The sequence below is a fragment of the Kocuria sp. CPCC 205263 genome (assembly GCF_040981075.1).
GTDB classification, from domain to species: domain Bacteria; phylum Actinomycetota; class Actinomycetes; order Actinomycetales; family Micrococcaceae; genus Kocuria; species Kocuria rosea.
Map to the genome: position 1 here is coordinate 14,809 of NZ_JAVKPV010000010.1, position 23,473 is coordinate 38,281.

Annotated in this window: 22 protein-coding genes; 9 read left to right on the top strand and 13 right to left on the bottom strand. The window is 66.8% G+C overall.

Features of this window, described 5'->3' with window-relative positions:
• Positions 1 to 230: 230 nt before the first annotated feature.
• Positions 231 to 506 carry a hypothetical protein gene (locus tag RF647_RS14835; RefSeq protein ID WP_368812378.1) on the top strand — a complete coding sequence of 92 codons (276 nt, stop codon included), beginning with the start codon at positions 231 to 233 and terminating at the stop codon, positions 504 to 506.
• A gap of 436 nt (positions 507 to 942) precedes the next feature.
• Positions 943 to 1,890, top strand: a complete 948-nt coding sequence (locus RF647_RS14840; protein WP_368812379.1) for a helix-turn-helix domain-containing protein — start codon at positions 943 to 945, stop codon at positions 1,888 to 1,890.
• A gap of 1,125 nt (positions 1,891 to 3,015) precedes the next feature.
• On the opposite strand, the gene RF647_RS14845 is transcribed toward RF647_RS14840, so the two are convergent.
• From RF647_RS14845 to RF647_RS14865, 5 genes are all read right to left on the bottom strand, one after another.
• A complete protein-coding gene (locus tag RF647_RS14845; protein ID WP_368812380.1) occupies positions 3,016 to 3,849 on the bottom strand; it encodes a hypothetical protein in 834 nt (277 codons plus the stop codon).
• 158 nt (positions 3,850 to 4,007) lie between these two features.
• A complete protein-coding gene (locus RF647_RS14850; RefSeq protein WP_368812381.1) occupies positions 4,008 to 4,733 on the bottom strand; it encodes a GAF and ANTAR domain-containing protein in 726 nt (241 codons plus the stop codon).
• An 86-nt stretch (positions 4,734 to 4,819) separates the two neighbouring features.
• Entirely contained in the window at positions 4,820 to 5,965 is a 1,146-nt protein-coding gene (locus RF647_RS14855) for a hypothetical protein (RefSeq protein WP_368812382.1), read from the bottom strand.
• Between the two features lie 1,125 nt (positions 5,966 to 7,090).
• Entirely contained in the window at positions 7,091 to 7,312 is a 222-nt protein-coding gene (locus RF647_RS14860; RefSeq protein WP_368812383.1) for a hypothetical protein, read from the bottom strand.
• An 8-nt stretch (positions 7,313 to 7,320) separates the two neighbouring features.
• Positions 7,321 to 7,536: a hypothetical protein gene (locus RF647_RS14865; protein ID WP_368812384.1), complete on the bottom strand. Its 216-nt coding sequence runs from the start codon at positions 7,534 to 7,536 to the stop codon at positions 7,321 to 7,323.
• Positions 7,537 to 7,657: 121 nt separating this feature from the next.
• Here RF647_RS14865 and RF647_RS14870 point away from each other — a divergent pair, with 121 nt between their 5' ends.
• Positions 7,658 to 7,843, top strand: coding sequence for a hypothetical protein (locus RF647_RS14870; protein WP_368812385.1), 186 nt, complete (start codon positions 7,658 to 7,660; stop codon positions 7,841 to 7,843).
• A 237-nt stretch (positions 7,844 to 8,080) separates the two neighbouring features.
• Entirely contained in the window at positions 8,081 to 8,224 is a 144-nt protein-coding gene (locus RF647_RS14875; RefSeq protein WP_368812386.1) for a hypothetical protein, read from the top strand.
• A gap of 50 nt (positions 8,225 to 8,274) precedes the next feature.
• Here the strand turns inward: RF647_RS14875 and RF647_RS14880 are convergent, their stop codons facing one another.
• Together RF647_RS14880 and RF647_RS14885 are read right to left on the bottom strand one after the other, a co-directional pair.
• Positions 8,275 to 8,757: a hypothetical protein gene (locus RF647_RS14880; protein ID WP_368812387.1), complete on the bottom strand. Its 483-nt coding sequence runs from the start codon at positions 8,755 to 8,757 to the stop codon at positions 8,275 to 8,277.
• Entirely contained in the window at positions 8,744 to 9,022 is a 279-nt protein-coding gene (locus tag RF647_RS14885) for a hypothetical protein (RefSeq protein ID WP_368812388.1), read from the bottom strand. The genes RF647_RS14880 and RF647_RS14885 overlap by 14 nt, the downstream gene beginning before the upstream one ends.
• A 349-nt stretch (positions 9,023 to 9,371) precedes the next feature.
• Between RF647_RS14885 and RF647_RS14890 the strand changes: the two genes are divergently transcribed.
• Positions 9,372 to 10,514: an AAA family ATPase gene (locus RF647_RS14890; protein ID WP_368812389.1), complete on the top strand. Its 1,143-nt coding sequence runs from the start codon at positions 9,372 to 9,374 to the stop codon at positions 10,512 to 10,514.
• A gap of 96 nt (positions 10,515 to 10,610) precedes the next feature.
• Here RF647_RS14890 and RF647_RS14895 read toward each other — a convergent pair whose 3' ends face one another.
• Both RF647_RS14895 and RF647_RS14900 read right to left on the bottom strand, forming a co-directional pair.
• Positions 10,611 to 12,797, bottom strand: coding sequence for a DNA/RNA non-specific endonuclease (locus tag RF647_RS14895; protein ID WP_368812390.1), 2,187 nt, complete (start codon positions 12,795 to 12,797; stop codon positions 10,611 to 10,613).
• 501 nt (positions 12,798 to 13,298) lie between these two features.
• On the bottom strand, positions 13,299 to 13,646 hold the full coding sequence (locus tag RF647_RS14900) for a hypothetical protein (protein WP_368812391.1): 348 nt from the start codon (positions 13,644 to 13,646) through the stop codon (positions 13,299 to 13,301).
• A 952-nt stretch (positions 13,647 to 14,598) separates the two neighbouring features.
• Here RF647_RS14900 and RF647_RS14905 point away from each other — a divergent pair.
• Positions 14,599 to 15,231: a recombinase family protein gene (locus RF647_RS14905; protein ID WP_368812392.1), complete on the top strand. Its 633-nt coding sequence runs from the start codon at positions 14,599 to 14,601 to the stop codon at positions 15,229 to 15,231.
• A gap of 76 nt (positions 15,232 to 15,307) precedes the next feature.
• Here the strand turns inward: RF647_RS14905 and RF647_RS14910 are convergent, their stop codons facing one another.
• A complete protein-coding gene (locus RF647_RS14910; protein ID WP_368812393.1) occupies positions 15,308 to 15,769 on the bottom strand; it encodes a nuclear transport factor 2 family protein in 462 nt (153 codons plus the stop codon).
• 343 nt (positions 15,770 to 16,112) lie between these two features.
• On the opposite strand from RF647_RS14910, the gene RF647_RS14915 reads away from it, so the two are divergent.
• Positions 16,113 to 16,739, top strand: coding sequence for an MBL fold metallo-hydrolase (locus RF647_RS14915; protein WP_368812394.1), 627 nt, complete (start codon positions 16,113 to 16,115; stop codon positions 16,737 to 16,739).
• A 929-nt stretch (positions 16,740 to 17,668) separates the two neighbouring features.
• Here RF647_RS14915 and RF647_RS14920 read toward each other — a convergent pair.
• Positions 17,669 to 18,121, bottom strand: coding sequence for a hemopexin repeat-containing protein (locus tag RF647_RS14920; protein WP_368812395.1), 453 nt, complete (start codon positions 18,119 to 18,121; stop codon positions 17,669 to 17,671).
• 818 nt (positions 18,122 to 18,939) lie between these two features.
• Between RF647_RS14920 and RF647_RS14925 the strand changes: the two genes are divergently transcribed.
• Positions 18,940 to 19,530: a recombinase family protein gene (locus RF647_RS14925; protein WP_368812396.1), complete on the top strand. Its 591-nt coding sequence runs from the start codon at positions 18,940 to 18,942 to the stop codon at positions 19,528 to 19,530.
• A 167-nt stretch (positions 19,531 to 19,697) separates the two neighbouring features.
• On the opposite strand, the gene RF647_RS14930 is transcribed toward RF647_RS14925, so the two are convergent.
• Positions 19,698 to 20,465, bottom strand: a complete 768-nt coding sequence (locus tag RF647_RS14930) for an IclR family transcriptional regulator (RefSeq protein WP_368812397.1) — start codon at positions 20,463 to 20,465, stop codon at positions 19,698 to 19,700.
• A 55-nt stretch (positions 20,466 to 20,520) separates the two neighbouring features.
• Entirely contained in the window at positions 20,521 to 21,294 is a 774-nt protein-coding gene (locus RF647_RS14935; RefSeq protein WP_368812398.1) for an IclR family transcriptional regulator, read from the bottom strand.
• 257 nt (positions 21,295 to 21,551) lie between these two features.
• On the opposite strand from RF647_RS14935, the gene RF647_RS14940 reads away from it, so the two are divergent.
• Positions 21,552 to 23,468, top strand: coding sequence for a PEP-utilizing enzyme (locus tag RF647_RS14940; protein ID WP_368812399.1), 1,917 nt, complete (start codon positions 21,552 to 21,554; stop codon positions 23,466 to 23,468).
• Positions 23,469 to 23,473 lie beyond the last annotated feature (5 nt).

Below are 23,473 nucleotides of genomic sequence, written 5' to 3' on the forward strand. Positions count from 1 at the left end.
TCGGGGACCTGACCCGGGAAGGTCAGCGGTGCGAGGGCGCGCTCGACCACTGCCCCCATGGCCCGTCCGGGATGGCCGCTGGGCAGCGCAACGAGGTGGTGACCAGAGCAGAGACCGCTCGAGCTACCAGGGGGTTGTACATCCGCCTGCCCTACCGTGGAAGCATCTCCCCCAGGGGGGCTCACACAGTCGGCGTCCTCGGGGTGGACCTGCCATGAAAGGCCCCGGCCATGAGCCGCACCATCTCCGTTTTCGTCCGCATCGACCGCTCTACCCACACCGTGACCCTGATCGTCACCGGGAACCCGACACCTGGCGACCGGCAGGAACTGACCCGGATGACCGCCCGGGCCCGCGACCTCTTCCCGGATGCGGTGGTCACCGTGGACCTCAGCTCCACCCGGGCCCCCGACCCCCCGGACCCGCAAGAGGACAACTCCAGCCACCGCGACGACGGGCAACCCGAAATCAGCAGCACTCCCACCACCGCGCATCGGGGGAAGTAGAGGACGGACGGGGGCCAGCCGGGGGTTGGCCCGGGGTGTTCTCTCGCTCAGGCTGGGCACCAGGATCGGGGCCACGGCGTGCTGACCGGTGGCCCCGACCAGCAGCCGAGCACGGGGGTTCAAGCGGTGGAGGCGGAACCGCTCGGGGGCTGGGACCGCCTTCAGTCGTTCAGACCACTCTCGCCGCCCCCGAGAACGGGGGCCCACTTCTCCCGGGGCGCCGATTGCATCCAACGGCTCGATCCGTGATCGAGCACGCTTCAGGGGTTTCGGTCGCCGGGTACGGAGAGGACCATAGGAGGCAGCATCTTCGCGGTGGGCTGTTCCTCAGGGGAATGAGGATCTCAAAGATGAGCAGGTGCGCTCAGTCGTGGCACGCACGAGCCCGGCCGACCTGGTCCGTGCAGTGCGCTGTGCCCGGCGCAGGAGGGCTCCGATGAGTGAGACCTTCCACCTCGAGCTCACGGCCACCGACCCGGAGGCCGTGTCCATGCTGTTCGACACCATCGGCGCCCGCTTCGCCTTCCACCCCACCGACCGCGACTTCTCCTACCACGACGACCGCGCCGGGGACGAGGACCTGACCGTCTCCCAAGTGCAACTCGTCGGGGCGTACTCCTCCTTAGGCGACACGGAGATGTTCAGCGTTGTCCACGGGCACACGGGCCGCTGCGACTGGTCCACCCGCGACGAGGCCGGCACGGGGATCAGGACCCCGGTGCTGATCGCTCCGCGCAACCCCACCCTGTTCGTCGTGGACACTCTGGCGGCCACCAACGTCTACCTCACCGCAGGCCTCCTTCAAGAGGTCGCCGGCACCGTCTACGGTGCCGAGAACACCCCGGTGGCCTTCGCCTCCTCCCACCCGGCCAGCCCCCGCCTGGGCTCCTACTGGGCGGGTTTGGCTCGCCTGGCCCAAGACACCGTGGACACCGGCGCCTTCGAATCCCCCCTGGTGCGCGCCAACCTCACCCGCCACCTGGCCGTGGCCATGCTCGAATGCTTCCCTCTGACCGGTGACCACGAAATGCGATCACTGACCATGGCCGCCCAAACCCGCCGCTACCGCATCGCCAAACAATTCATCGACGACCACGCCCACCAGCCGATCACCATCGAAGACATCTCCCGCGCGGCGAACACCACCACCGCCACCCTGACCCAGGCCTTCCGCGCCAACCACCCCCACGGGCTCACCCTCACCGTCTACCTGCACCAAGCACGACTGGCCGGAGCCCACACCGAGCTCCTCAACGCCGATCCCACCACCGGGGCGACCGTGGCCGCCATCGCCGCCCGCTGGGGCTTCGCCCACTCCGGGCGCTTCGCCACCGACTACCGCGCCGCCTACGGCGTTTCCCCCAGCACCACCTTGTACCGATAACCCCGCACCCCGGCCATCGGGGACCAGAGCAGCGGCACCGGTGACGGCCCGACACTCAGCGCAGCCACCGGCGGCCCTGCGAATCTCACCCCAGCGAGGGCGGCGGGGTGGGGGAAAGACGACGGGCCCTGCTCATGGGGGGATGGCAGGGCCCGCGTGGGTCCCCACCAGCGGTGAGGACACCGACGATCGCGCCGCACCCCGACCTGAAGGGGGGTCAGCCGGGGGGCACAGATCGACCCTGGCGACATTACCGCCAGTCACAGCGCACATAACGCCTCGACACCCCGCAACTCAGACGGCACCCGACACCGGGCGGGCAACGTCCAAGCTGCCCTGGGCCGGGCAGGAGAACCTGGCCGGGACCCGGGCCAGGGCCCCTCCAGCGGATTCTGGTGTGTGGCCCGGACACGCCGAAGAGTCCACCGAGGACGAGGAGCTGTCCGGCTGACCGGCGGTGAGCTGAAGGCCCCCCCTCCACTGATGAAAGCCTCGGTGGCCCCGGGGGAGTGGGGGAGTGGGGGAGCAGCCCTCGGTGCCCTGGGCTGCCCGCATACCGTACGCGCCCCGCGGCACGGCATGGCGTGGTGGTCGTGCTCAAGTGCTGAGCCGTCCGGCGAGACGCGATTCAGTGTGACCGGTGCAACATTTCGCATATTGTTGCCGCTGGTCAGGGCATGGTTCATGGTGGGGACAGAGGACGAACGGGGCTCGCCGTGGGGGCAGGTTCCATCGTCGTCAGGCCCCAGACTGGCGCCGCCCACAGCGGACAACGGTGTCCTGTGGGCGGGTGCGACCAGCAGTCTGCATCAAGGGGTGAGCGTTGGAGGCGGTACAGGCCGGGGGGCCGTGTACCGCCTCCAGCCACATCTGGGTCACTGCGGGCACCAGTACCGGAGACCACCGACGTCGCAGACAGTGGCCGCCGCCCTCCGGCAGAGCCCGGATCAGATCTTAGGAGCGTGCTGCGGCCACCTCGGGAGCACTCGTCCTGGACGTGGTGGAGGACAAGCTCGGTCACACCGACCTGCCAGAACCCCGGGCAGGTGGCCTGGACGGCTCCCCGCTGCAGCCCGGTGCGGCGCACCCTCGGCCACGCGGTGGACCGGGCGGGACCAGCCGGGATCAGCGGTCGAAGGGAAGATAGGTCCTCAGCCACCCGCTCACCCACCGCTGCAGGTCCTCGGGATCCCACCCCGGGGCGTTCACTTCCAGGGCATCGGCTGCTGTCCGGTCGACCGCGGTGACGCCGTCCCGGGCGGCCAGCTCGGTGGCCAGCCGGGCCACCAACCCGGGGTGCTGGCCGGCGATGTCGGCGCGCACCCCGACATCGAAGCCGGTCGGGGCAGCGACCACCACCACCGGCGGATCCACCACCATCGACGGGTGCTCATCGTGCAGGGCGGCGATCATCGCCGCCGCGTACTCGGCCAGCTCGTTCTTCCCCAGCGAGGGTTCCCCGCGTTTGAGCCGCAGCATCCCCGCCATCGGCAAGGTCGGCACGAAAATCTGCTGCCCGCCCCCGAGCAGCACCGGGTGCTGATGCAGATGATGCCGTGAGTCTCCTGGGGAGCCCAGGCCCCAGACCGCGCTCGGGGCGCCGATGATCAACACCTGGGCCAGGTAAGAGACCAGCCCGTCCAGCAGCACGAACATCGTCGCCGAGGGCACGTGCATGCTGGTCACGGTGTGCCGCGCCCAGGACGGCCACTTCTCCCGCGGTTCCACCGCATCGGTCACCGTGGGGTCCGCCGCCAGCTCCGCCCGCCGGGAGGTGATCCACGCCCACAGCATGCTCAACGATGCCGGGGTGCCATCCAGAACCACCTCGATATCGATGCCCTGAGTAGCGAGCTCGGTACGCAGACGCTGCAGGGCCGGGACCCGCTCGGTGAGGAACTCCTCCAGGGCGGCCTCGGCCTGGGCGGGGCTCATCCGCCGGTAGTGCGTCATCGGCATGGTCCTCACCGTAGCCAGCACCGGGCCGGGACCGGTCGACTCCGGCCAAGATGACACCGTACGAGCCCCTGGCGCGGGGCTCGGCCGGCCACCCGCGACACCACCGGTGGCCGGTTCACAGCCCCGCCCCTACGACAACCGGGCCCGCGCGGTCTGGGTTACTGCACGGGTCCTTCCAGGGGGTCCAGGAGCCGGCGGGCGGCCTCGGGCACCGACTGGTGCTCGTGCTCGGCGGTGCCCTGGAGTCGGGCCCTCGCTTGGGACCGGTCCAGGTGATGGCGTTCCATGAGCACCCCGGTGGCGGTGTCGATGGTCTGCTGGCGGGTGAGCACGGCGCGCAGCGCCGTGCTCACCCGGGGTGGATCCTGGCTGGCCTGGCCTCCGGTGAGCAGGGCGGCCAAGGCCCCGGCCACCAGCTCCAGGGACCGCTCATCGGTGGCACTGAAGGCGTGAGGGGTGGTGGCGTAGACCTTGATCACGCCCAGGGTCTGCCCGCCGGCCACCAGCGGCACCGCCAGCACCGCACCAACACCCATTCGCGCCACCGCCGTCGACCAGCCCGGCCACCGGATGTCGGCCCCAGGGTCCTCGACCCGTTCAGTGAGCGCACTGGCCCAAGCACTCAGACACGGGCCTTCCCCGAGCTCGTCCTGCACCCCGTCGATGGCCTCGATCACCGTGTCCGTGGCTGCAGCGGTGACTTCCGATCCGTCCGGTTCCAGCAAGGACACCCCAGCCCCGGCCGCCGGGCCGATCAGATGCACGGCCAGCTGGGCGATCTGGGTCACCGCACTCGGGGCGGCCGCCTGCCCGACCAGCACCTCGTGCAGGCCGGTGAACAGCACCACCAAATCCTCCACCAACGGATCCGCATCCCGTGTCATGGTCCCATCCTCCCCGACAACACCGCCCCAAACACTGCCTCAGCACTACCTGCACCGCGTTCGTGTCACCACACACCACCGCCCGGTCACCCCCGGGGGCTGCGGGCAGCGGCGGCCCCGGCGGCGATCTGCGCGGCCCACCGCACCCTAAACGGGCGCCCATCCACCGGCGCCACCCCCGCAGACCTAACGGCCACACCCCATGCCCCAGCATCCGCCGCCTGCTGGGCGGCGTACCGGGCCGCAGCCGCGACTGCTTCGGCCCGGCGCTGTTCGGCCTCTGCCGCCGCCCGCTGGTCGGGGGAGCGCATTGGGGTGCCGTCGGGGTGGGTCCAGGCGCGCAGGCGGGCGGCGAACCAGGCCCCGGGGTGGGTGATGCCGGTGGCCGCGTCGTGGGGGTAGCGGTGGCCGTTAGGTGCCCAGTCCAGGGCGTGGAGCACATCGGCGATGGTCCAGCCGGCCTGGAAGTGGGTTTTGGCCACCGAGACCACGTAGGCGGTGGTGATCCGCCGCAGCACCAGGGCGTGGTGTTGGAGTTCCAACCCCGCCCAACGATAAGCCTGCTTCCAATCAGACCGGGCCGCCCCCACCGTCAAAGGCTGAACCGTCCCATGAGCCGGCCACAGTGGAGCTGTCCGCTGGGCCAGGGCGGCTTGGACCTCCCGCCGCTGTGCGGCGGCTTTGGCAGAGGGTCGCGGCGTAGCCGCGTCCTTTGGGGAAAGGCTTTCGCGCGCGTGCGGGGGAGAACATACCCCCTCCGGGGGGACCGGGCCGACATTTATATCCACAGCCTCAGCTGCCTCCTCTTCCGTCCTCTCGGCCGGCGTGGGCGCCTGCTTCGGGGGCGCGGGGACGGTGAGGGCGTAGACCGGGGCCTCGCCCTGCTTCTTGCCCGTGGACCGCGGGGTGTAGCGGGCCGAGCGGCCGGTGGCCACCACCGCCAGCAGCCCCCAGTCCTTGAGCCGGCGGATCATCCGCCCCACCGAGTCCTCATGCACCCCGAGGCGCTCAGCGACCCAGGCCCAGGTGGTACGCCAGGTCCGCGACCCCGGATCCTGCTGCACGGCGATGACCTCGACCAGGGCGGCCATGTTGGCCCGGCCATCGGCACGCATCAGCTCCAGGGCGGGGTGTTCTAGGGCGGCACGCTTCCAGGCGACCACGTGGCGGGCCAACCGGTAGCCCTTGGGCACGGCGCGCAGCACCACGGCCTTGGAGCGTTCGTAAGCCACCCGCACCCGCCGACGGTGCGAGGGGAGCTCCCCGGGGGCCTCGAGGGCAGCCTCGGGGGAGGTGTGTGACCGAAAATCGGCGCGGTTGAGTGATGAGGGGTCCATTTGCGGACGCGCCTCAGGTACACTAGGGGACACAACAGTCCCCTGGTATTGGGTTCATGCGGTTCCTGATTCAGTTCTGTTGAACCAGCTGTCACGAGTTTGGCGACCTGGGACAGCTGATTGACTTAGACGGCCCGCCTTGCCCGGCGGGCCGTCAGTCGTTTAAGCGGTGTTCTTGAGCGGGAGTTCCGCCTCCTGAAGATTGTCGAGCTTATTGGGACGGCCGGCGGCACGTTCAATAAGGGCGCCGATGTACTCAGCCATAGACAGACCCGCCTTCGAAGCATCTTCTGCTGCGAGTCGATGCTGCTCAGGAGTCAGGCGCGTACTGAAAGGCACCTTCCGTCCTTGCATCTTGGGGGCCCTGTAGTCATTCATAGGCTCAGTCTTACATGGCGCATGCGCATGCGCCAGACATGTAGGTCGCGTGTCGCCGCTGATGCAAGTCGCTGATTTGGGGCACTCAACTTCCTAGTACCCGCTGTGCCCCTCGGGGTGGGTGACGACTTAGCGCTGGCCTCGATGTAATAACCGTCGCGGCTGGTCCAGCGCCAGCGACTGCCGCACCATCCGGTGACGTCTCATCGCGCTTCAGCCCCCTTTCGCTTACATATGGCTCGCCCCGGACCTGCCGGTGCTGGTCGTTGCTGCAACGAGAGTTGTCGTGAGCTGCCCGGGAAGACCCCGGTGCAGCAGCTGTTTCCCCTCGTGGGCACGGGGTGTTCGAATTACTGGGTGGTGGTGATCGGAACGCGGAGGACACCCCCGTGTGGATATGAGCTGGTCAAGTCCTTCGTCGTCCCATTGGAGGTACTCGGCCAGCCGCTCACCGGAGGCGTCGCGCATCACGGCACGGTCCGTATCGCGGACCGCTTTCCGCATGGTGGGGTCACTCGTGGCCGGGCAGGGACTGGGGCATTGGACCCCTCGCGTTGGCGCCCTGCTCCTCATGTGTGCGCCGACGCGGTCAGGGCCCGCACTCACTGCTGAGTGCGGGCCCTGGCGGGGTGGCTGCGGTAGCTAGGGGCGGTGCTGGCCGTGCCGGAGTTCGGTGTCGTTTTCGCTGTTCCCGATCGGGTCGGACTCGTGCGGTTCGGAGAACGACTCGAAGACCTTGTCGGTGGTCTCGTTGAGCCTTTCGTCGTCGGATTGCTCCTCCGCCACCCGCACCTCGTCGCGGATCTCGACGTCGTCACTGGGCATTTCAGCGGCCGCGCTTGCCCCGTCGTTGCGCCCGTCCATGTCCGTCCTCAGCCGTCCTGGCTGGTAGCGGCCGGCGGCGGATCGGCGTGGTTGTAGGCGTTCGTCGCGGCGGGTTGAGCGGTCAGCTCAGCGGGGGCCTCGTCGTCCACGCTGTCATTGTTGCGATCGGTGTTGGCGGTCAGGGAGTCCTCATTGAGGACGCTGAGGTGTTCCTGCTGCACCTCGGCGTTGGCCTCACCGAGGTCATCGGATTGGTGGGTCATCGTCTGGGTTCTTCCTGCTCGGTAGTGGTGTCCCCGATCCTAAAGGGACTGCACCGTCTGTTCCGTTGTGGAGCAAATTGAGTGTCCGACGAAGACCGAAGCTCGGCAGCGGACCCGTCGGGTGGCGGTCGAGGCGGTGGCCCGGGAGCAAGGGCTGCTGGAAATGGGTGAAGAGTTCTTCCTCGCCCAAGGCGAAGCCGAACAGATCATGGAAATCGCCGTACGGCACATCGCCGAGATCCGCACCAAGGCTGAGCAGAACGCTGCTCGGGCTACCGCCTCACAGCGCGTGAGCTCGCCGGCATGAAGGAGGAGCGGGTGGGTCTTGCCGAGATCGCCCCACGGCTGCGGCTTTCAGTCGGTGGGGTCCGCGCCCTCTTCAAAGGAATTCCCACCCATGGTTCGTCCAGGCGTGTCGAAGACGATGCGGGTCCGGACATGGCTGGCGAGTCCGCCCCGCGGTGCCACGGGTATTCATGGGAGGGTGAGGAAAATGCGATGAAACTCTTTGGCCCGACGTGAGCCCACCCCTGAGCCGGTCCCGGTGCTCCTGTCCGAACCTCTGAGCGCTGAGGTCGACTTCCTCCTGGATCTGGATCATTTTATGGAGGCCGGGCGCCTGGTGCGGGAACGCACGCAACTCGGCCTGTTCGTCGCCACCCGTGCGGTACGCCATCGCCAGCAGTGACACGGCGCTGGACTCACCTTAGCCGGCCTTGGAACGGTAAGGAGAACGCGTTAGAAGAGGGTGGGGTGTTCGGGGTCGATGCCGTGCACTAGTTCGCGCACGAGGCCCTCGTCCCAGCCGTGGGTCTTGAGCTTCTCGCGCAGTTGCCGGGACCGGGCGGAGCGTTCGGCCCGGGAGAGTCGGCGCCACCGGGCGGCGGTGGCCGAGGGCATCCTGCCTTTCATCGCCCGGTCGGCCATGTTCTCCGAGCGAGTGCCCAGCAACAGGTGCGTGGAGGGGCCCAGGGAGACGTGCACGCACAGGGGAACGTCGCACCAGTGCAGCGCGGTCAACCCCTCGATCGCGCCCAGCCCGCCGTGGACGGTGGCCAGGGCGAAGCGGTGGGCGGCGACGGCGCGCTGACCGCCGGCGGTGTTGATCCAGAACCGGCCGTAGCCGTCGTCGCTGATCGCCCCCAGCCACAGCCAGCACGAGTCGGCGTGCGGTCCTTTGAGGACGTGGGAGTAGAACCGTGCGATATCACCGGACTGCACGGGCGGCCTCCACCCGGTGCATGAGCAGCAGCAGCCCCGCGGTGATCACACCGGCGACCACGTGGGCCCGCCAGCTGAAGTCGAAGGCCACCGTGAAGCCCCACACCACCCACAGATAAGGGATCAGTGCGACGACCCCCGCGATGTGGTGGCGCAACACCGGTGCCATCGGGATGATCCTCAGGAACCAGTGCGCGGTCCCGTGCCAGATGCGGTAGCCGAGGCGGACCCAGAACAGGGTGTAGGACAGCATGGTCCGGGCCATGAGATCTCTCCCTCCCGGTGCCTGCCAGTCAGGCCGCGGCAGGCTCCGGATGGCCCCGGGGATACCGTCGCTGAGACACCGCAGTGCGCCACCGGCCTGCACGGTGTCGATCCTAACGGGGCCCACCGACCGTCTCCGGGCAGGGCGGGGCAGGCGCCTGAGACTGTCCGGCAACCGAGGGTCCGGAACGCACCCTTGCAACGAGGAGAGGTCGCGGACCTCTGGGTGAACCCACCGCGGTAGGGCAGGTTGCGGGCGACAGGCGGTCCAGAGACAGGGTGGCCGACCCACGGTAGTGTTCTAAAAGAACTAAAGAGAACTAAACGGCGCAAAAGTCGAGGAGGTGGCCGTGCCGAATCCCTTCAAGCCCACTGCCGGGGCCGCCCCACCGCTGCTGGTGGGCCGCCAGCCCATCTTGGACGCTTTCCAGGAGTCCATCGACGACGGTCCCGGGTCTCCCTATCTGTTGCAGCTGATGACCGGTGCCCGGGGTGTGGGCAAGACGGTGATGCTCAACGAACTGGGTGAAGTGGCTCTGCGCAACGGCTGGGTCGTCATCCACGCCACCGCCGGACCCGGAATGCTGGAGCGGATTGCCCGTCGGGCCAAGAGGTACCGGCAGGAACTCGGCACCCCTGACCATACCCCCGGAGCGATCAGCTGGAAGATCACCACACCGGTGGGCGAAGTCGGCCGGGAAACTTACGATTCAGACCCTGAGCTGCGGGTGTGGGCGGATGATCTGGCGGATCTGCTGGATGCGCTGGAGGAGCACGGCACAGGGGTGTGCGTCACCGTCGATGAGATCCACAGCCTGGACCTGGACCAGATGCAGGTACTGGCAGGCGACATCCAGATGCTCATCCGCGAGGGACGGCGCATCGCACTGATCATGGCCGGTCTGCCGCGGGCCGTGGAAGAGCTGCTGGCCGGCGACAGCCGGCCCACGACCTTTCTGCGCCGGGCCGAACGCCCACTGCTGGCCGCCGTCCCGGTCACTGAGGTCGCCGACTCCTTCCTCGAAATCATCGCCCGTGCCGGACGCTCCATCAGCGACGACCTGGCCACGGCATGCGCCCAAGCCACCCAGGGCTACCCCTTCATGATTCAACTAGTCGGCTACCACGTCTGGCGCCAAAGCGGTGTCGGCCCCATCACCGCCGACCACGTCACGACCGGGGTGGCCTCGGCTCAAGCCCGCCTCGGCGCCCTGGTGCACGAACCAGCCCTGGCAGACCTGTCGGCGGTCGACCGGACGTTCCTGGTGATGATGGCCCGAGACGACGGACCATCGCGCATGGGTGATATCGCGGCCCGCATGAACAAGGACAGCCGCTATGCCAGCGTCTACCGCGACCGGCTGCTGAAAGCCGGGATGATCCGCACCGCCGGCTACGGCCTAGTCGATTTCGAAGCTCCCTACCTCCGGGAGTACATGCGCGAGCACGCAGCGCACCTGGTGTCCGGGCAAGACGACGGCTACCAGGGCTGATCCCAGGACGCACCCACCGCTCCTGGTCACCCATCACACCCAGTCCCTGAAGGCAAGGAATGGAAGACGGTTCGGTTGCGAGACGTCGGCGGGTTGTTAGGTGCCGAGGAAGATGTCTTCGGGTCGGAGGACCATTCGTGGCAGAGCGGTGGTCTCGAGTCGCTCGAGGGGATCGGCTGCGATGTAGGGGGGCAGGTCGAGCGCGGTTAGCTCGGCGATGCGTCGGACAGGTACTTGGAAGGCGCGGTAGGCGCCGAAGGAAAACTCTTCGGGTGCGGTGGTGAACTCGTCCAAGAGGGCTTCTTGGCTGAGCAGATAGGCAGTGACGACAAGGTTGTTCGTGGTGGTAACCATGGCGACGAGTTTGAAGAATTGTCGGGGCAGGGCGACGCCGCGGTAGTGGGGGTCCTCGTCGTGGAGGACGGGGCCGGTGATGACGCTGACGGTGAGGTCGTGGTTGTCGGTGTTGTGGAGGATGTAGTCCTCCAAGCCGAGCCACAGGGTTTGGCCGGCGTTGAAGTCGTGGTGCTGGGGGGTGGCGTTGGTGAAGTGGAAGGTGTCGTCGTTGGCGGCCTTAGCCATCGGGCCCCAGGCAGGATCGAGCCGGCGCACCAGGTGCCCGCGGTCCAGGGGGTTGTCCCGGTAGACGTCTTCGCCGGTCTGCTCGTCGCGGGGCAGGCGCGGGTCGATGATCCAGCGATCGGAGTCCCGTCGCGGTCTGGTCGCGCTCCGCCCGTCGATGTTCACCGCCGTGAACAGGGCCAGTCGGCGGTGCCGGTGCATGACGACACTGAAGTGGTGGTATTTCAGCTCCGCGGAGGCGGTCTCGCCGAAGGCCTGGCGGCCCGGCAGGGGTACGGATGCGCCCAGGAAGTCCTCGCGGTAGCCGTCACGGTTGCTGTAGTCGGGGTCGATGGAAATCGCCTCGACTGCCTGACCGTCCGTAGCCGGCGGTTCGGTCGTCGTCGTGCCCGGTGGGGAGGCCAGGGTAGGGGCGGGCACCGGGGTGCCGAGCTGAACGGTGATGCGCAGCGGGATCTCCACAGAGACGGCGCCATCGGTGGAGGCAGCGTTGCCCGGAGGCGTAGCGGGGGTGGTCTCCACCGGCGGGGCAGCCGGCGGCGGAGGTGGCGGTGCCGCGGGGGTGGTGCCCGCACCGGCGGTGGCGTCGGGGGCGGTGCCGGCCTGGGTGGTCGGGGAGGGGCCGGCGGTGGTGAGCTGGGTGAGCAGGGCTGCTTGCTCAACTGTGAGTTGCAGTTGCATCAGGTGGTGGAGGATCCGGCTGATGCGGATGCCTTCGTTGAGGAAGCCGTACTGCGGTGCGTGCTGGGGGGTGGCAACGCTGGCATGGTGCAGGGCCACGACCTCCCACTGGTCGTTGAAGACGGGGGAGCCGGAGGATCCTGGTTCGGTGTCCGCGGCGTAGTGGAGGACGAGCTCGGGGATGTCGACCAGCTTGTTCTCCCGCAGGGCCAATTGTTTCTTCTGCCCGCCGGGGTGCTGCACGATCGTGACGAACTCGCCGATGATCACGGTGCCCTGAGCGGCGGTGAGAGGGCAGAAACCGTACCGGGCCAGTACCGCGGGGCCGGCGGCGACAGCCACCAGGGCGAAGTCCAGGTCGCGGTCGGCGGCGAAGAAGCGGTCGGAATCGAAGGAGAAGACGGCAGGGGGAAGCGGTTTGCCGTCGATGCCGTCCTGGTAGTCGAACTCGATGCTGCTGCTGCGCGCCGTGTCCGGATCCGGCAGGACATGGTGGTTGGTCAGCAGCAGGCAGGGGGAGACGAGGAACCCGGTGCCGTAGCCCAGCGCGGTCCCGCGATCGTCGCCGATGTTCACCCGGCCCACGCAGCGCTGGGCCTGGACGCCGGTCTCGAGGTAGCGGACGTCGACGAAGTCCGAGGTGTTGATGACGCGTTCCAGCAACGATTCCTGCGCCCCGGCGGACTCGAGTCCGCTGGGTGCGGGGGCTCCTAGCCGCTGGGCAGCGCTGCCCACCAGCGCCGCAGCCGGTGCCGCGGCCGGCGATTCCATCGGGTCGCCCCCGGAGAGGTAGCGGGTGACCCGGTCCAGGCGCTGGGCCACCCGGACCGGGTCGTTGACCTCGACCAGGCCCACCGGGTGGTGCAGCTTCTCCTGCGTGGCCAGGCGTTGCTGCTCTCGCTGGCTCACGCGCTGCCGTGCCAGGTCCTGCTGGTACTGCAACTCCTCGACCAGTGCATCCCCCGGGCCGCCGTCCCCGGCGGTGTTCCCGGCCCCCTGACTCTCGGATGCTGTGATCATGACCGTCACATCCCCTCACGCCGGGCTGGCCCCCGCCGGGTGCGGTGACGCACGCCCTCACTGGTCTCAAGTTTCAGGTGGCCACTACGAGCACGACAAGCCGAAATCCATGCATTTCGGCAGAAGACCACCCGGCTCACCTCGAGTCGGACACGGCAGGGCATCACCGGTCCAGTGCCACACTTCCATTAGCCTCACTCAGCCGCCCACATCCGGGACTTGAGCCTAAGGTCGGGGCCATCCCCGACAGTGGGCGGCCAGTGGCACGCCTACCATCAAGGCAGCCAAGCCCGACCAGGGGCCACAGTCGCCTACACCTTCACTTCAGAACGAAGCCTGTGGTCCCTCCGGTCAGAGGCCGGAGGGACCACGGGTCCTGGTGAGTTCTATTCGGTGTCGCCGTTGCCGTCTCTTGAGACTCGGCATAGATGTCGGCACGTCTGTTCCAACGGGTTAGATGTATTTTCTACTCACCCCCGCGTCGAATTCATCAGCGGTGTGTCATCCGAAATGGGAGTAGTAGGTGATGGGGCTGTAGTCCCAGGCCGAGACACCACCAAGACGGCCGTCCTTGTCCACCCGGAATCTGACCCTGTGGTAGATCTCAACGCCACCGTCCCCGTCCGTGTCGTGAAGGGCATGGTTGCTGTGCTTCGTCGTGTGTCCGTCAAGGGGCCAAAAGGTGTGCCGGAAGGGGCTGGCGCCAGTGGCGTCGTCATCTCCCGGGTCCGCTTCATACCGTTCCTGTTCGATGATGGCCGTTCGCCCTCCCTTGCATTTCACGTGGATCGGATAGTCAGCCCAGACGGCGGTGAATGCGGCACTCACCACTGGTTTCTTAGCGGTCACCGTGCATCCGTCCTTCGACGTGGCGGCCATAGCCGGAGCTGTGGCTAGGGCAGAAGAGGCCAAGGCCAGGGACGTTGCTGTCAGTACCAGCTTCGTCCATGACGCCCTCCGACGACTCGACGTGGTTTCGTTGTTCAATACGGAGGTAGTGCGCATGGTAGTGAACTCCTGTACAGATGGCGGCTACATGACTGATCTAGGTGAGAATTGCCCGTGGCTGTTTTGGGCCAATAGCATCCGCGAGATGCTTCGCCGACGAGCTGACGAGCTGACGAGCTGACGAGCTGACGAGGCACTATAAGGTGTATTCCTGCACCACAGGAATGTGGTGCGTCTAAGCCCTGTTTGACCTGAGATCTACCGATCTCGTCGGACCTCATGTCCAAACCTTGTAGATTTAATCGTGGACTTTGTTGGCGGGTGTTTCATCCATCCGTGGGTTGAGTTCTTGGGTACACCGACAGATGTACGCTCCTGGGTATCGCTTGTTGCCTCGGGGTTGTGCGCCCCCGGCGGACCGATCCGCCGGAGGCGGGGTTGCCAGGAACAAACCGGCGCACGGAAGCCCCAGGAGTTGGGCAGTTACGCCAGGCCGCCCGAAGCGTTGGATCAGTCCCGACTGTGCTTGCACCTGGTGTCCGGTCTGGGCGGAGTCAGCATGCCGTTAACCGGGTCAACGTATCCATCGCTCTGCTCATGTCCCTCCCCGAATCCCTATGCCTCGCACGGCAGGGCCCATCTGCTTCATAGGGACGCGGGTATGACTCTCAAGTCAAGGGTTGCAAGACGTCTCGTCGGGTTCGAGGTGGCCATCCCACTTCCTTGGTAGTGGCACGGCCGGCGGTGAGGTCCCTCCTCGAGGACTATGGATAGCCATTGCGGTCCCAAAAGTTAGTTCCATAACAAAGTTCCGACTAATACGTACGGAAACGACTTCCGGTACGCTAATGGCATGGAATTAGGGTACGCGCGGGTCTCGACAGCCAAACAGGACCTCGACCGGCAGATCGATGCCCTTCGGCAGGTGGGCATCGCCCCGGAGCGGATCTATGTGGACAAGAAGTCTGGGGCCACCACGGATCGCCCCGGGCTGACCGCGGCGCTGGCCTACGCCCGGGAGGGGGACGTGATCGTGGTGCACACCCTGGACCGGCTCGGGCGCACCGTGCGCGACACCTTGAACCTGATCCACGACCTGGCCGAGCGGGGGGTGGGGGTGCGTAACCTGGCGGATCCGATCAAGGTGGACTCCGCGAACCCGAATGATCCGATGGCGCAGCTGGCGGTGGTGCTGCTGGCGTTGTTCGGGCAGATGGAGCGCACCTACACCCTCGAACGCGCCGCCCACGCGAGGGCGGTGGCCACGGCCAAGGGCCGGCGGATCGGGCGGCCCTCGGTGGTGGATCCGGACAGGCTGGCTTATGCGGCGCATCTGCGCGAGTCCGGGCACACGATCGCAGAGATCGTGGCCAAGACCGGGATCACCCGCACCACCCTCTACCGCCACCTCCCGCCCCGACCCCCGGAGCCGGTGACCGCTGGGCCGGTCACCGTCGCCGATTCCGATTCCGGTGCGAGGGCCTGACTGGGTCACTTCCGGTGAGGGTCGGTAGAGATGCCAGCGCAGGTGATCGGCGTCGACAGCCGGCTGCAACCCTCTCTCAGTCGTTGGTGGGAAACGGGGAGTGATGCTCGTGGGCGATCACCCACTGCTCATTGCTGTCCACGAAGACCAAGGTCGACCGGGTCCGACCTGAGAGGACTTCCCCCTCGGCCCGGCAGTCCCACACGAAGATTCCCGTGGCGATGGCCACGGGGCCGAACACGTCGATCTTCAGGTCATCGAACCGGCCGTGGAAGTCCTCCATCCCGGTGAACTGCTCCACCTCCATCCGCATACCGGTTTCGGCGTCCTGACGGTCCAACGGATCGACGTCATCGAACTTCGAGAACTTCGGACCCGCCAGATGATAGGACGCCAAACGGTCGAAGTCCTTGGCCGTTACCGCATCCAGGACCTGCTCGATCCGCGCCTGCACGGCAGCCTGCGCGGACTCGAAGGGATCAGCGATGATGTCCATCAGTTCCTCCCGGAACGCCCTGGGCAGCACCGTGTCAGCCATCGGCCAGAGTCAGCCGGCACCACGGTCACTGCCATGGGTGCTCTACACCCTCACTATCGTCCTCCGGACCGCCTGCGCCCCACCACCCGGGGGCGCATCACAATCTGGCTCCGCCCAAGCGGGTGTCACCTGTTCGTGCGGCAGCCCCCGTGTGCATCAGATGACGGGGCGCCCGGCCGGGTACGCGCACGGGATCCGCCGCTAATGGCGGAGTCCGGGTTTCCGGACTCGTGTGCACGACCGGTGGTCTTGTTCGGTCAAACCGTAGTGCAGCCTTGAAGGCAGGACACCGGCGGCTCATCCTGTCAGGTGAGGAATGCGCCTTCGACGAGTGAGGTGTTCCGTGTTGCAGCTTGCCCCAGGGGTGAGCCAGCTGGCTGGCTTTCCCCGGAACCAGATCAACGTCTACGTGGTGGAGAACATCCTGGTCGACGCCGGTACCCTCGCTGCTCGACGACGTGTCCTAAGCCAAGTCACCGGCCGTGACCTGCAGGCGAACCTCATCACCCACGGCCACCCCGATCACTTCGGATCCTCCCGTGCCGTCTGCACCAGGCTAGGCATCCCGCTCTGGGCAGGCGCGGCGGACCGCGAGGCCATCGAGACCGCGATCCCGGCAACGGGGGAGGGTCGGCTGGCTCGGCTGATGGGCAAGTTCCCGTTGGCACCAGGCCACCCGGTCGCCCGCGTGCTGCACGAAGGGGACGAGGTCGCAGGGTTCACCGTGCTCGAGGTCCCCGGGCACTCACCTGGGCACATCGCCCTGTGGCGCGAATCGGACGCCGTGCTGCTGTGCGGGGACGTCTTCTTCAACATCCGACGGCTGTCCCAACCACCGGACTTTCTGACCTGGAAGCCGGAAGTCAATCGGGAGTCCATGCGCAGACTGGCGGATCTGCGTCCCCGGCTCGTGCTGTTCGGTCATGGCAAACCGGAAAGATACGGGCCCTCAGAACGTATGCCCATCTGACCTCCGGGACTCGCCCCTGCGCGCTCCGGGGCCGGTCTCAGCGGTTGACGTTCCAGTGATCTCAGGGACACCTGACAGCGTCAGGGTTTCATGACATCCCGGAGGTGGGCGTGCTCGAGCACGATGGACAGCAGGGCGTGACGGCCCCGCACGCGGCGTGGGAGCTGGGGGCCGCCCTGGCCGATCACTCCGTGCCGGTGGACGGCTGCGACGGGGTGGCTGTAGCCCAGTCCCTACGCATGGCCGCGGATGCCTGGCGACTGCGAAGACCGAGGAGACCACCGACCGCGCTTTGGAGCGAGTGAGGTTCCTGCGCCTACTGCAGCGCGGGGCCGGCGTGGCGCTGCACGGTGCCGTGGAGGACGCCCGAGGAAGCGGGGCTTCGTGGGCCGGGGTTGGCTGGGCGTTGAACACCTCTCGGCAGAGTGCCTATGAACGATTCACTGACTGACACTGCGCCTGGTCAGGGTTCCCCGACGGGTGGGACCGAGTTTTAAGAGCTTTCGGTGCGTTGGCGCGCCTTGCAGTTCTAGGGATGCGAGACGGGTGGGTTGCGAGACCCGGAAGGTGCTGCGCATCGGTGTCTGTAGCACGTTCTAGTTAGGTCTGGTGACGTGCTGCGGAGCGGTGGACAGGGTGAAGCCCCTGGCTGGTGGGCCGGGGACTTCACTTCTTGGAGCGGGGATTTTGAGTGGTTGAGATCATCCGTAGCCGCAGTGTCAGTCGACGGTCGGTGAGAAAACCCCACTACGTGCTGATCCACGCACTGCTGAGGGGCAGCGGGATCATGGAACGACCCGATGATCAAGCCACTGTGCAATGCAGTGGCCGACAGCTATAACCTGCCGAAGCGGCGTGACGCGTTCCGGTGATGAAGCGCTAACGAGCCCATGTGCTAAACGCCCGGCACGCTGGATTATCAGTAGCCGTCACAACCCCGGCCAATTGCCCTTGATGGGTAGCGGGTAGCCGGGGTCGACGCGGTCGGTGGCGATGTCGAACCGGACGTACTGCGATCCACGGAAGATGTAGACCTTGCCGTTGCCCCAGTTGACGGCCGCATCGATCCGGTCGCTCCACAGGGTGTCCCAGTGGCCGGCGATGGGTAGCGGGTAGCCGGGGTCGACGCGGTCGGTGGCGATGTCGAACCGGACGTACTGCGATCCACGGAAGATGTAGACCTTGCCGTTGCCCCAGTTGACGGCCGCATCGATCCGGTCGCTCCACAGGGTGTCCCAGTGGCCGGCGATGGGTAGCGGGTAGCCGGGGTCGACGCGGTCGGTGGCGATGTCGTAGCGGACGTACTGCGATCCGCGGAAGAAGTAGGCCTTGCCGTTGTCCCATTCGACGGCGGCGTCGATCCGGTCGAAGTTGGCGACCATGCCAGGAGCCAGGGCACCCAACGTGTCTGCGTACGCAACTTGCCCACCGCTTAATGCGACAGCGGAGCCCAGCCCCAGCGCGGCGCCGGTTGCCAACAGATGGCGCCGGGAAAGGCCATCGGGCGTGGCTTGATGAGCGGGGTCGTTTGAAAGGTCTCGTGTAGTCATTGCATGCTCCTCAGGACGTGGGATGACGGGGCGCTTCTGCGACCTCCCACTCTGCAAGTTGAGGCGGGTGGCGAGAGCAGGGGCTACAGCGTGCTCTCTCCAGGAGTGGAACCACCGAGGAGCAGAGGCCGTGCTGTACGGCCAGTGTTTGGATTACGGCGTGATTCCGGCATGACTACCGTCCCGCACCATGTAATGCGCCGACGCGCAAGGAAGGGGCATGTGGGTCACCAGGTGTCCTGGGCCTCAAATCCATGGGGTATCTACCTCCCCTGCCGCGCCGTCGCAGGAACCGAGGTCCTTCAAACATCCGTCGGGCTAGATACCCATCGCTGCCGAAGAATATCGATCCCGCCATTAGGAATCGGACGTACGGCAGGTGTCCAAACAACCGTCCAAGAAAAAGGTGATCACCATGCCTGGGTAGCCAGGTCGTAGCCCGGACGTAAGGGCTCTTCAACGCACCCACCCGACGATGGACCCCTCCACGAACCCCCTACTTGTATTGGAAGGCAAGGGATGCGAGACGTCTCGTCGAACTTTTTTGCGACCCCGAGATTCCGCTACGCGGAGTGTCTCGTACCTATGTGTTTTATCCATGGGCCTAGAATCGGATACTCAACGTAGGTTGCGAGACAGATGAGGTGGACGTGGGGAAGCTGATCGGGTATGCGAGAGTGTCGACGCGGCAGCAGGACGCAGACCGTCAAGTGTCTGATCTGTTGAACGCTGGCGTGCGGCGCGATGATGTCTATGTCGACAGTGGAGTGTCTGGAGGCCGTGCGTCGCGTCCGCAGTTCGACAAGGCCGTGGCCGCGCTCGAGGAGGGTGACACCCTGGTCATCACCACGCTGGACCGGCTGGGGCGGTCGACGCAGAACATGCTGGCCTTCGCCGAAGCGCTGCGGGGAAGAGATGCCGGGCTGCGGGTGCTCAACCTCGGCGGAGGAGACGTGGACACGGCCACCCCGATGGGGTCGATGGTGTTCACCGTGATGGCGGCCTTGGCGCAGATGGAATTGGAGATCAAGCGGGAGCGGATCACCGACTCGGTGGCCAAGCGCCGGGCTGCGGGCAAGGACTTGGGCGGACGCCGTCAGACCTTTACCGACTCCCAGATCCGCAACGCGCTGCGGCTTATCGAGTCTGGGGAGCCGGCCACCCAGGTCGCTCGGGACCTCGGGATGTCGAGGGCTACTCTCTACCGGCGTATACGTGAACTGCCCATGTCGACCATCTGAGCACACGCTGTCTCTGACGGTGCTGTTGTTTAAAGCGTCCCTTCCGCGGTCGTGTCATCGCCGGGGGCAAACGCCCATCACATAACGTCGTTCCAAAAACTTTTGTGCTGGCCTACAAGAGGGTGTGGTGGTAGTTGCATGCGGCGCACCGTTGGCGCACCGCTTGCTCAGCCGGCCAGGCGTTCCCCCAGCTTCTGTGCTGCTTCGAGCATCGAGAGCACGTGGCGGTCGAGGTCTTCACGCATGGAGTAGCTGACGATGCCGATGGCGGCCTTGAGGACTGGCCCCGCAAAAACCGGGACGGCCACCGAGGAGGATCCGGGGTGATATTCCTGGTGACTAAGGGCGTATCCCTGGGATCGAATTTTGGTGAGTTCGCGGGTCAGGGAACTGCGATCGGTCAGCGTGGTGTCGGTGTACCGCTCCAGGGGCATGGCCAGGATGGCGTCGGTGAACGCTTTTTCCCCGAAGGCCAAGAAAACCTTGCCGATGCCGGTGGCGTGCAGGGGCATGCGGGTGCCGATGCGGGACGCGTGCGGGGCTGAGGTGTCGGCGGTGAGTTTTTCCAGGTAGAGCGCGTGGACGCCCTCGCAGACGGCCAGTTGCACGGTGTCCCCAGATTCGTACTGGAGATTGAGGAGGAAGGGCATGGCGGCTTCGCGCAGCTGCCCGTACCACGGGGCCATCACGCCCATCTCCCACAGCCGGATGCCCAGCCCGTAACGTCCGTCCTCGAAGCGTTCCAGGAACCGCCCGTCGACGAGTTCGCCCACGAGTCGGTAGACGGTAGACATCGGGATTCCCGCCCGGCGAGAGATTTCCGTCAGGGTCATCAGCTGGTGGTCCAGGTCAAAGGAGCTCAGCACTTCCAGAACGCGGCCGGTGACCGATTTGACCGGGCTGCGGTAGGGCTTCTCGAGCGGAGCGGGGTTCATGGGTCCTGTTTCCGTTCTGTATTCGTAGTCGGGGCAGCGAGGGCTTGGCGGTGGGTCAGGACCAGGCGGTGTCCGATAGGGCCTTGGCCACGTGACCGGCCACGGCTTTCATCTCGGTCAGGAGCCGTTGCTCCTGCGCTGCGGTGAGCCGGTGCGAGGGCGCCGTGTCGAGCCTGTGCCCGGGAAGGGGGGCTGCGCTGAGGGCCATTGGGGGTCGTCCCGTGGCGCTGATGGGCACGGCGTATTCGCTGCCGCTGTCCTGATCGGTGGCTGTCGCCCAGCCCCGTTCCTGGGCGGCGCGAACGGTCGCGGCCAGGTGCGGGTCCCCAGGCTCCCCAATCCCGGGGGCGGCGGGGGAGACCTCGGCCATGATCGAAAGAATGACGTGGCCGGCGGCGCAGCTGGTCAGTGGCACGGACCGTCCGGCGCCGCTGCCGGGATCACTGGCACCGTTGGGCAGGACTTCCTCCAGGCACAGGGCGCTGCGTTCCCGCAGTCCGTAGACCCTCACGATCATGCGCGCGCGGATCGCCAGCTGGAGCAGCACCGAGCGTAGTCCTTGGCCGATGACGTCGTGGGTGGGGGCCAGCACCCCCAGCTCCCACACCAGGGGGCCGATGCAGTACAGCCCCTCAGGCGTGCGGTCGATCGCACCCAGCCCCTCGAGCGTGGCGAGCATGCGGTAGGTGGTCGGGGCCGGCAGTCCGCAGCGCTTGGCGATCTGGGACAGGGGCATGGCCCGGTGCGCGTGGTCGAAGGCGGAAAGCACCGAGAAGATCCGCTCGGCCACCGATTTGGGGGGCGGGGCCCCGTGCAAGTCCGGCGTCATGGCTCTCCTGTCATCCCGCTCCATGATACGCCCTCATTTCACTCAGTGGAATGTCATTCCTAATCACTCTTCAAGGCCAAGCCGATGCAGGGCTCCTCAGATTCCTATTTCACTGAGTGAAATGATTTGGGGTGAGGTGGATCACGTCCTGTCACTCTGGGGGAACGTTCGACCACGGAAGGCCCACCACGCTGGGCCTGATCCGTCCCGGGCCCCGGTCCAGGACGCGCCGATTCCAGCACGACGGGGAGCACACCATGACTTCTGCAACGAACAACCTGAGTAGGGCCGAGCACGACGGCGACAGCCGTTCCTTCCCGGATCCCTACAGCCTGCCGACTCCTGAGGGGGCTGAGGGGTGGGAGAAGATGTACGCCTACCACAACCGGTTCCTGCCCGGGCGGCAGACAGAGGACTCCGCCAAGACGTGGTTCCGCAACTCCTTGCACTTCCCCGAGGTCTCCTACCCCTTTGACCAGTCGGTCATCGACGGATCGTTCACCGGCACCGGGGTGACCAACACCCGCGTCTTCGCCCTGCCCCCGGCCAAGGGCCTGGATGTGCGAGTGGTCAACGGGTACACCTACATGTCCGCCCTGCCCAGTCCTGACGTGGAGGAGCAGGCGCGCCGGGCCGAGGAGTTCGCTCAGCGTGCGGGCTACTACTTCCAGAACTGGGACGCCCTCTACGAGGAGTGGATCACCCGGGTGACCGAGGCGATCCGGGGGGTCGGTGCCCTGGAGGTCCCGGCGTTGAGCGAGTTCGAGCCGCTGGAGCGCGTCATCAGTGACCGCGGCCCGACCCAGGGCAACCAGCTGCTGGCCGCCTATCACCGTCTGCTGGAATACGGGGATCAGATCTGGACCCTGCACTCGGAGTTCCTCAATCTGGGCTATACCGCCTACCTGCAGTTTTTGACCCTGTGCAAGGAGAACTTCCCGGAGATCGACGACCAGACCATCTCCCGGATGGTCAGCGGCGTGGACGTGTTGCTCTTCCGCCCCGACGACGAGCTGCGCAAGCTCGCCAACCGTGCCGAGGAGCTGGGTGTGGGTGACGCGGTGCTGGCTGCCACCGACGAGGAGAGCCTCTACACGAGCCTGGGGGACACCCCCTCCGGGCAGCAGTGGTTGGACGCGCTGGAGGAGGCCAAGGACCCGTGGTTCAACTTCTCCTACGGCTCGGGCATGTACCACTCCCACCGCTCCTGGATCGATGACCTGAAGATGCCGTTGCAGGGCATCGGGGACTACATCGGGAGACTGCGTGCCGGGGAGGACCTCACCCGACCGATCGAGAAGGTCGCCGCGGAGCGCGACGAGATCGTCGAACAGTACCGGGCCCTGCTCGATGAGGACGTCATCGAGGCCTTCGACCAGGCCCTGGAGCTCTCGCGCACCGTCTTTCCGTACGTGGAGAACCACAACTTCTACGTCGAGCACTGGTTCCTGACCAATTTCTGGAACAAGGTCCGGGAGTTCTCCGCCCGGTTCGTGCAGTGGGGCTTCTGGGACAACGTCGAAGACATCTTCTTCCTGCGCCGCGCCGAGGTCGAAGAGGCCATCCACGACCTGCAGATGGCTTGGGGCGCAGGCGGCACCCCTCAGGGCGGTTTCCACTGGCCGGCCATCATCGCCAAGCGCAGGGACATCTACGACGCCCTGTCGGCGTGGAACCCCCCGCCGGCCCTGGGCCCGGTGCCCGAGGAGGTCAACGAGCCGCTGACCATCATGTTGTGGGGCATCACCCCCGAGACGGTGGAGCGCTGGCTCACCGCCCAGGACGGCAACGCCTCGGGCAGCGTCCTGGAGGGCTTCGCCGGCTCCCCGGGCGTGGCCGAGGGACCGGCCCGCGTGGTGCTGCGCCCGGACGAGCTGGACACCGTGGAGCACGGGGAGATTCTCGTGGCCCCGGTGACCAGCCCCAGCTGGACACCGGTGTTCGGACGCATCCGCGGAGCCGTCAGCGACATCGGCGGCATCATGTGCCACGCCGCGATCGTCTCCCGCGAATACGAGCTGCCCGCCGTGGTCGGCACCGGCTTCGGCACCTCCACCATCAAGACCGGCCAGTGGGTGCGCGTCGACGGCGACAAGGGCGTGGTGACCATCCTGGGCGAGGCCCCGGCCACCGCCTCCGTCGGCGCCACCACCACCGACACCGACGCCCTGTAAGGAGA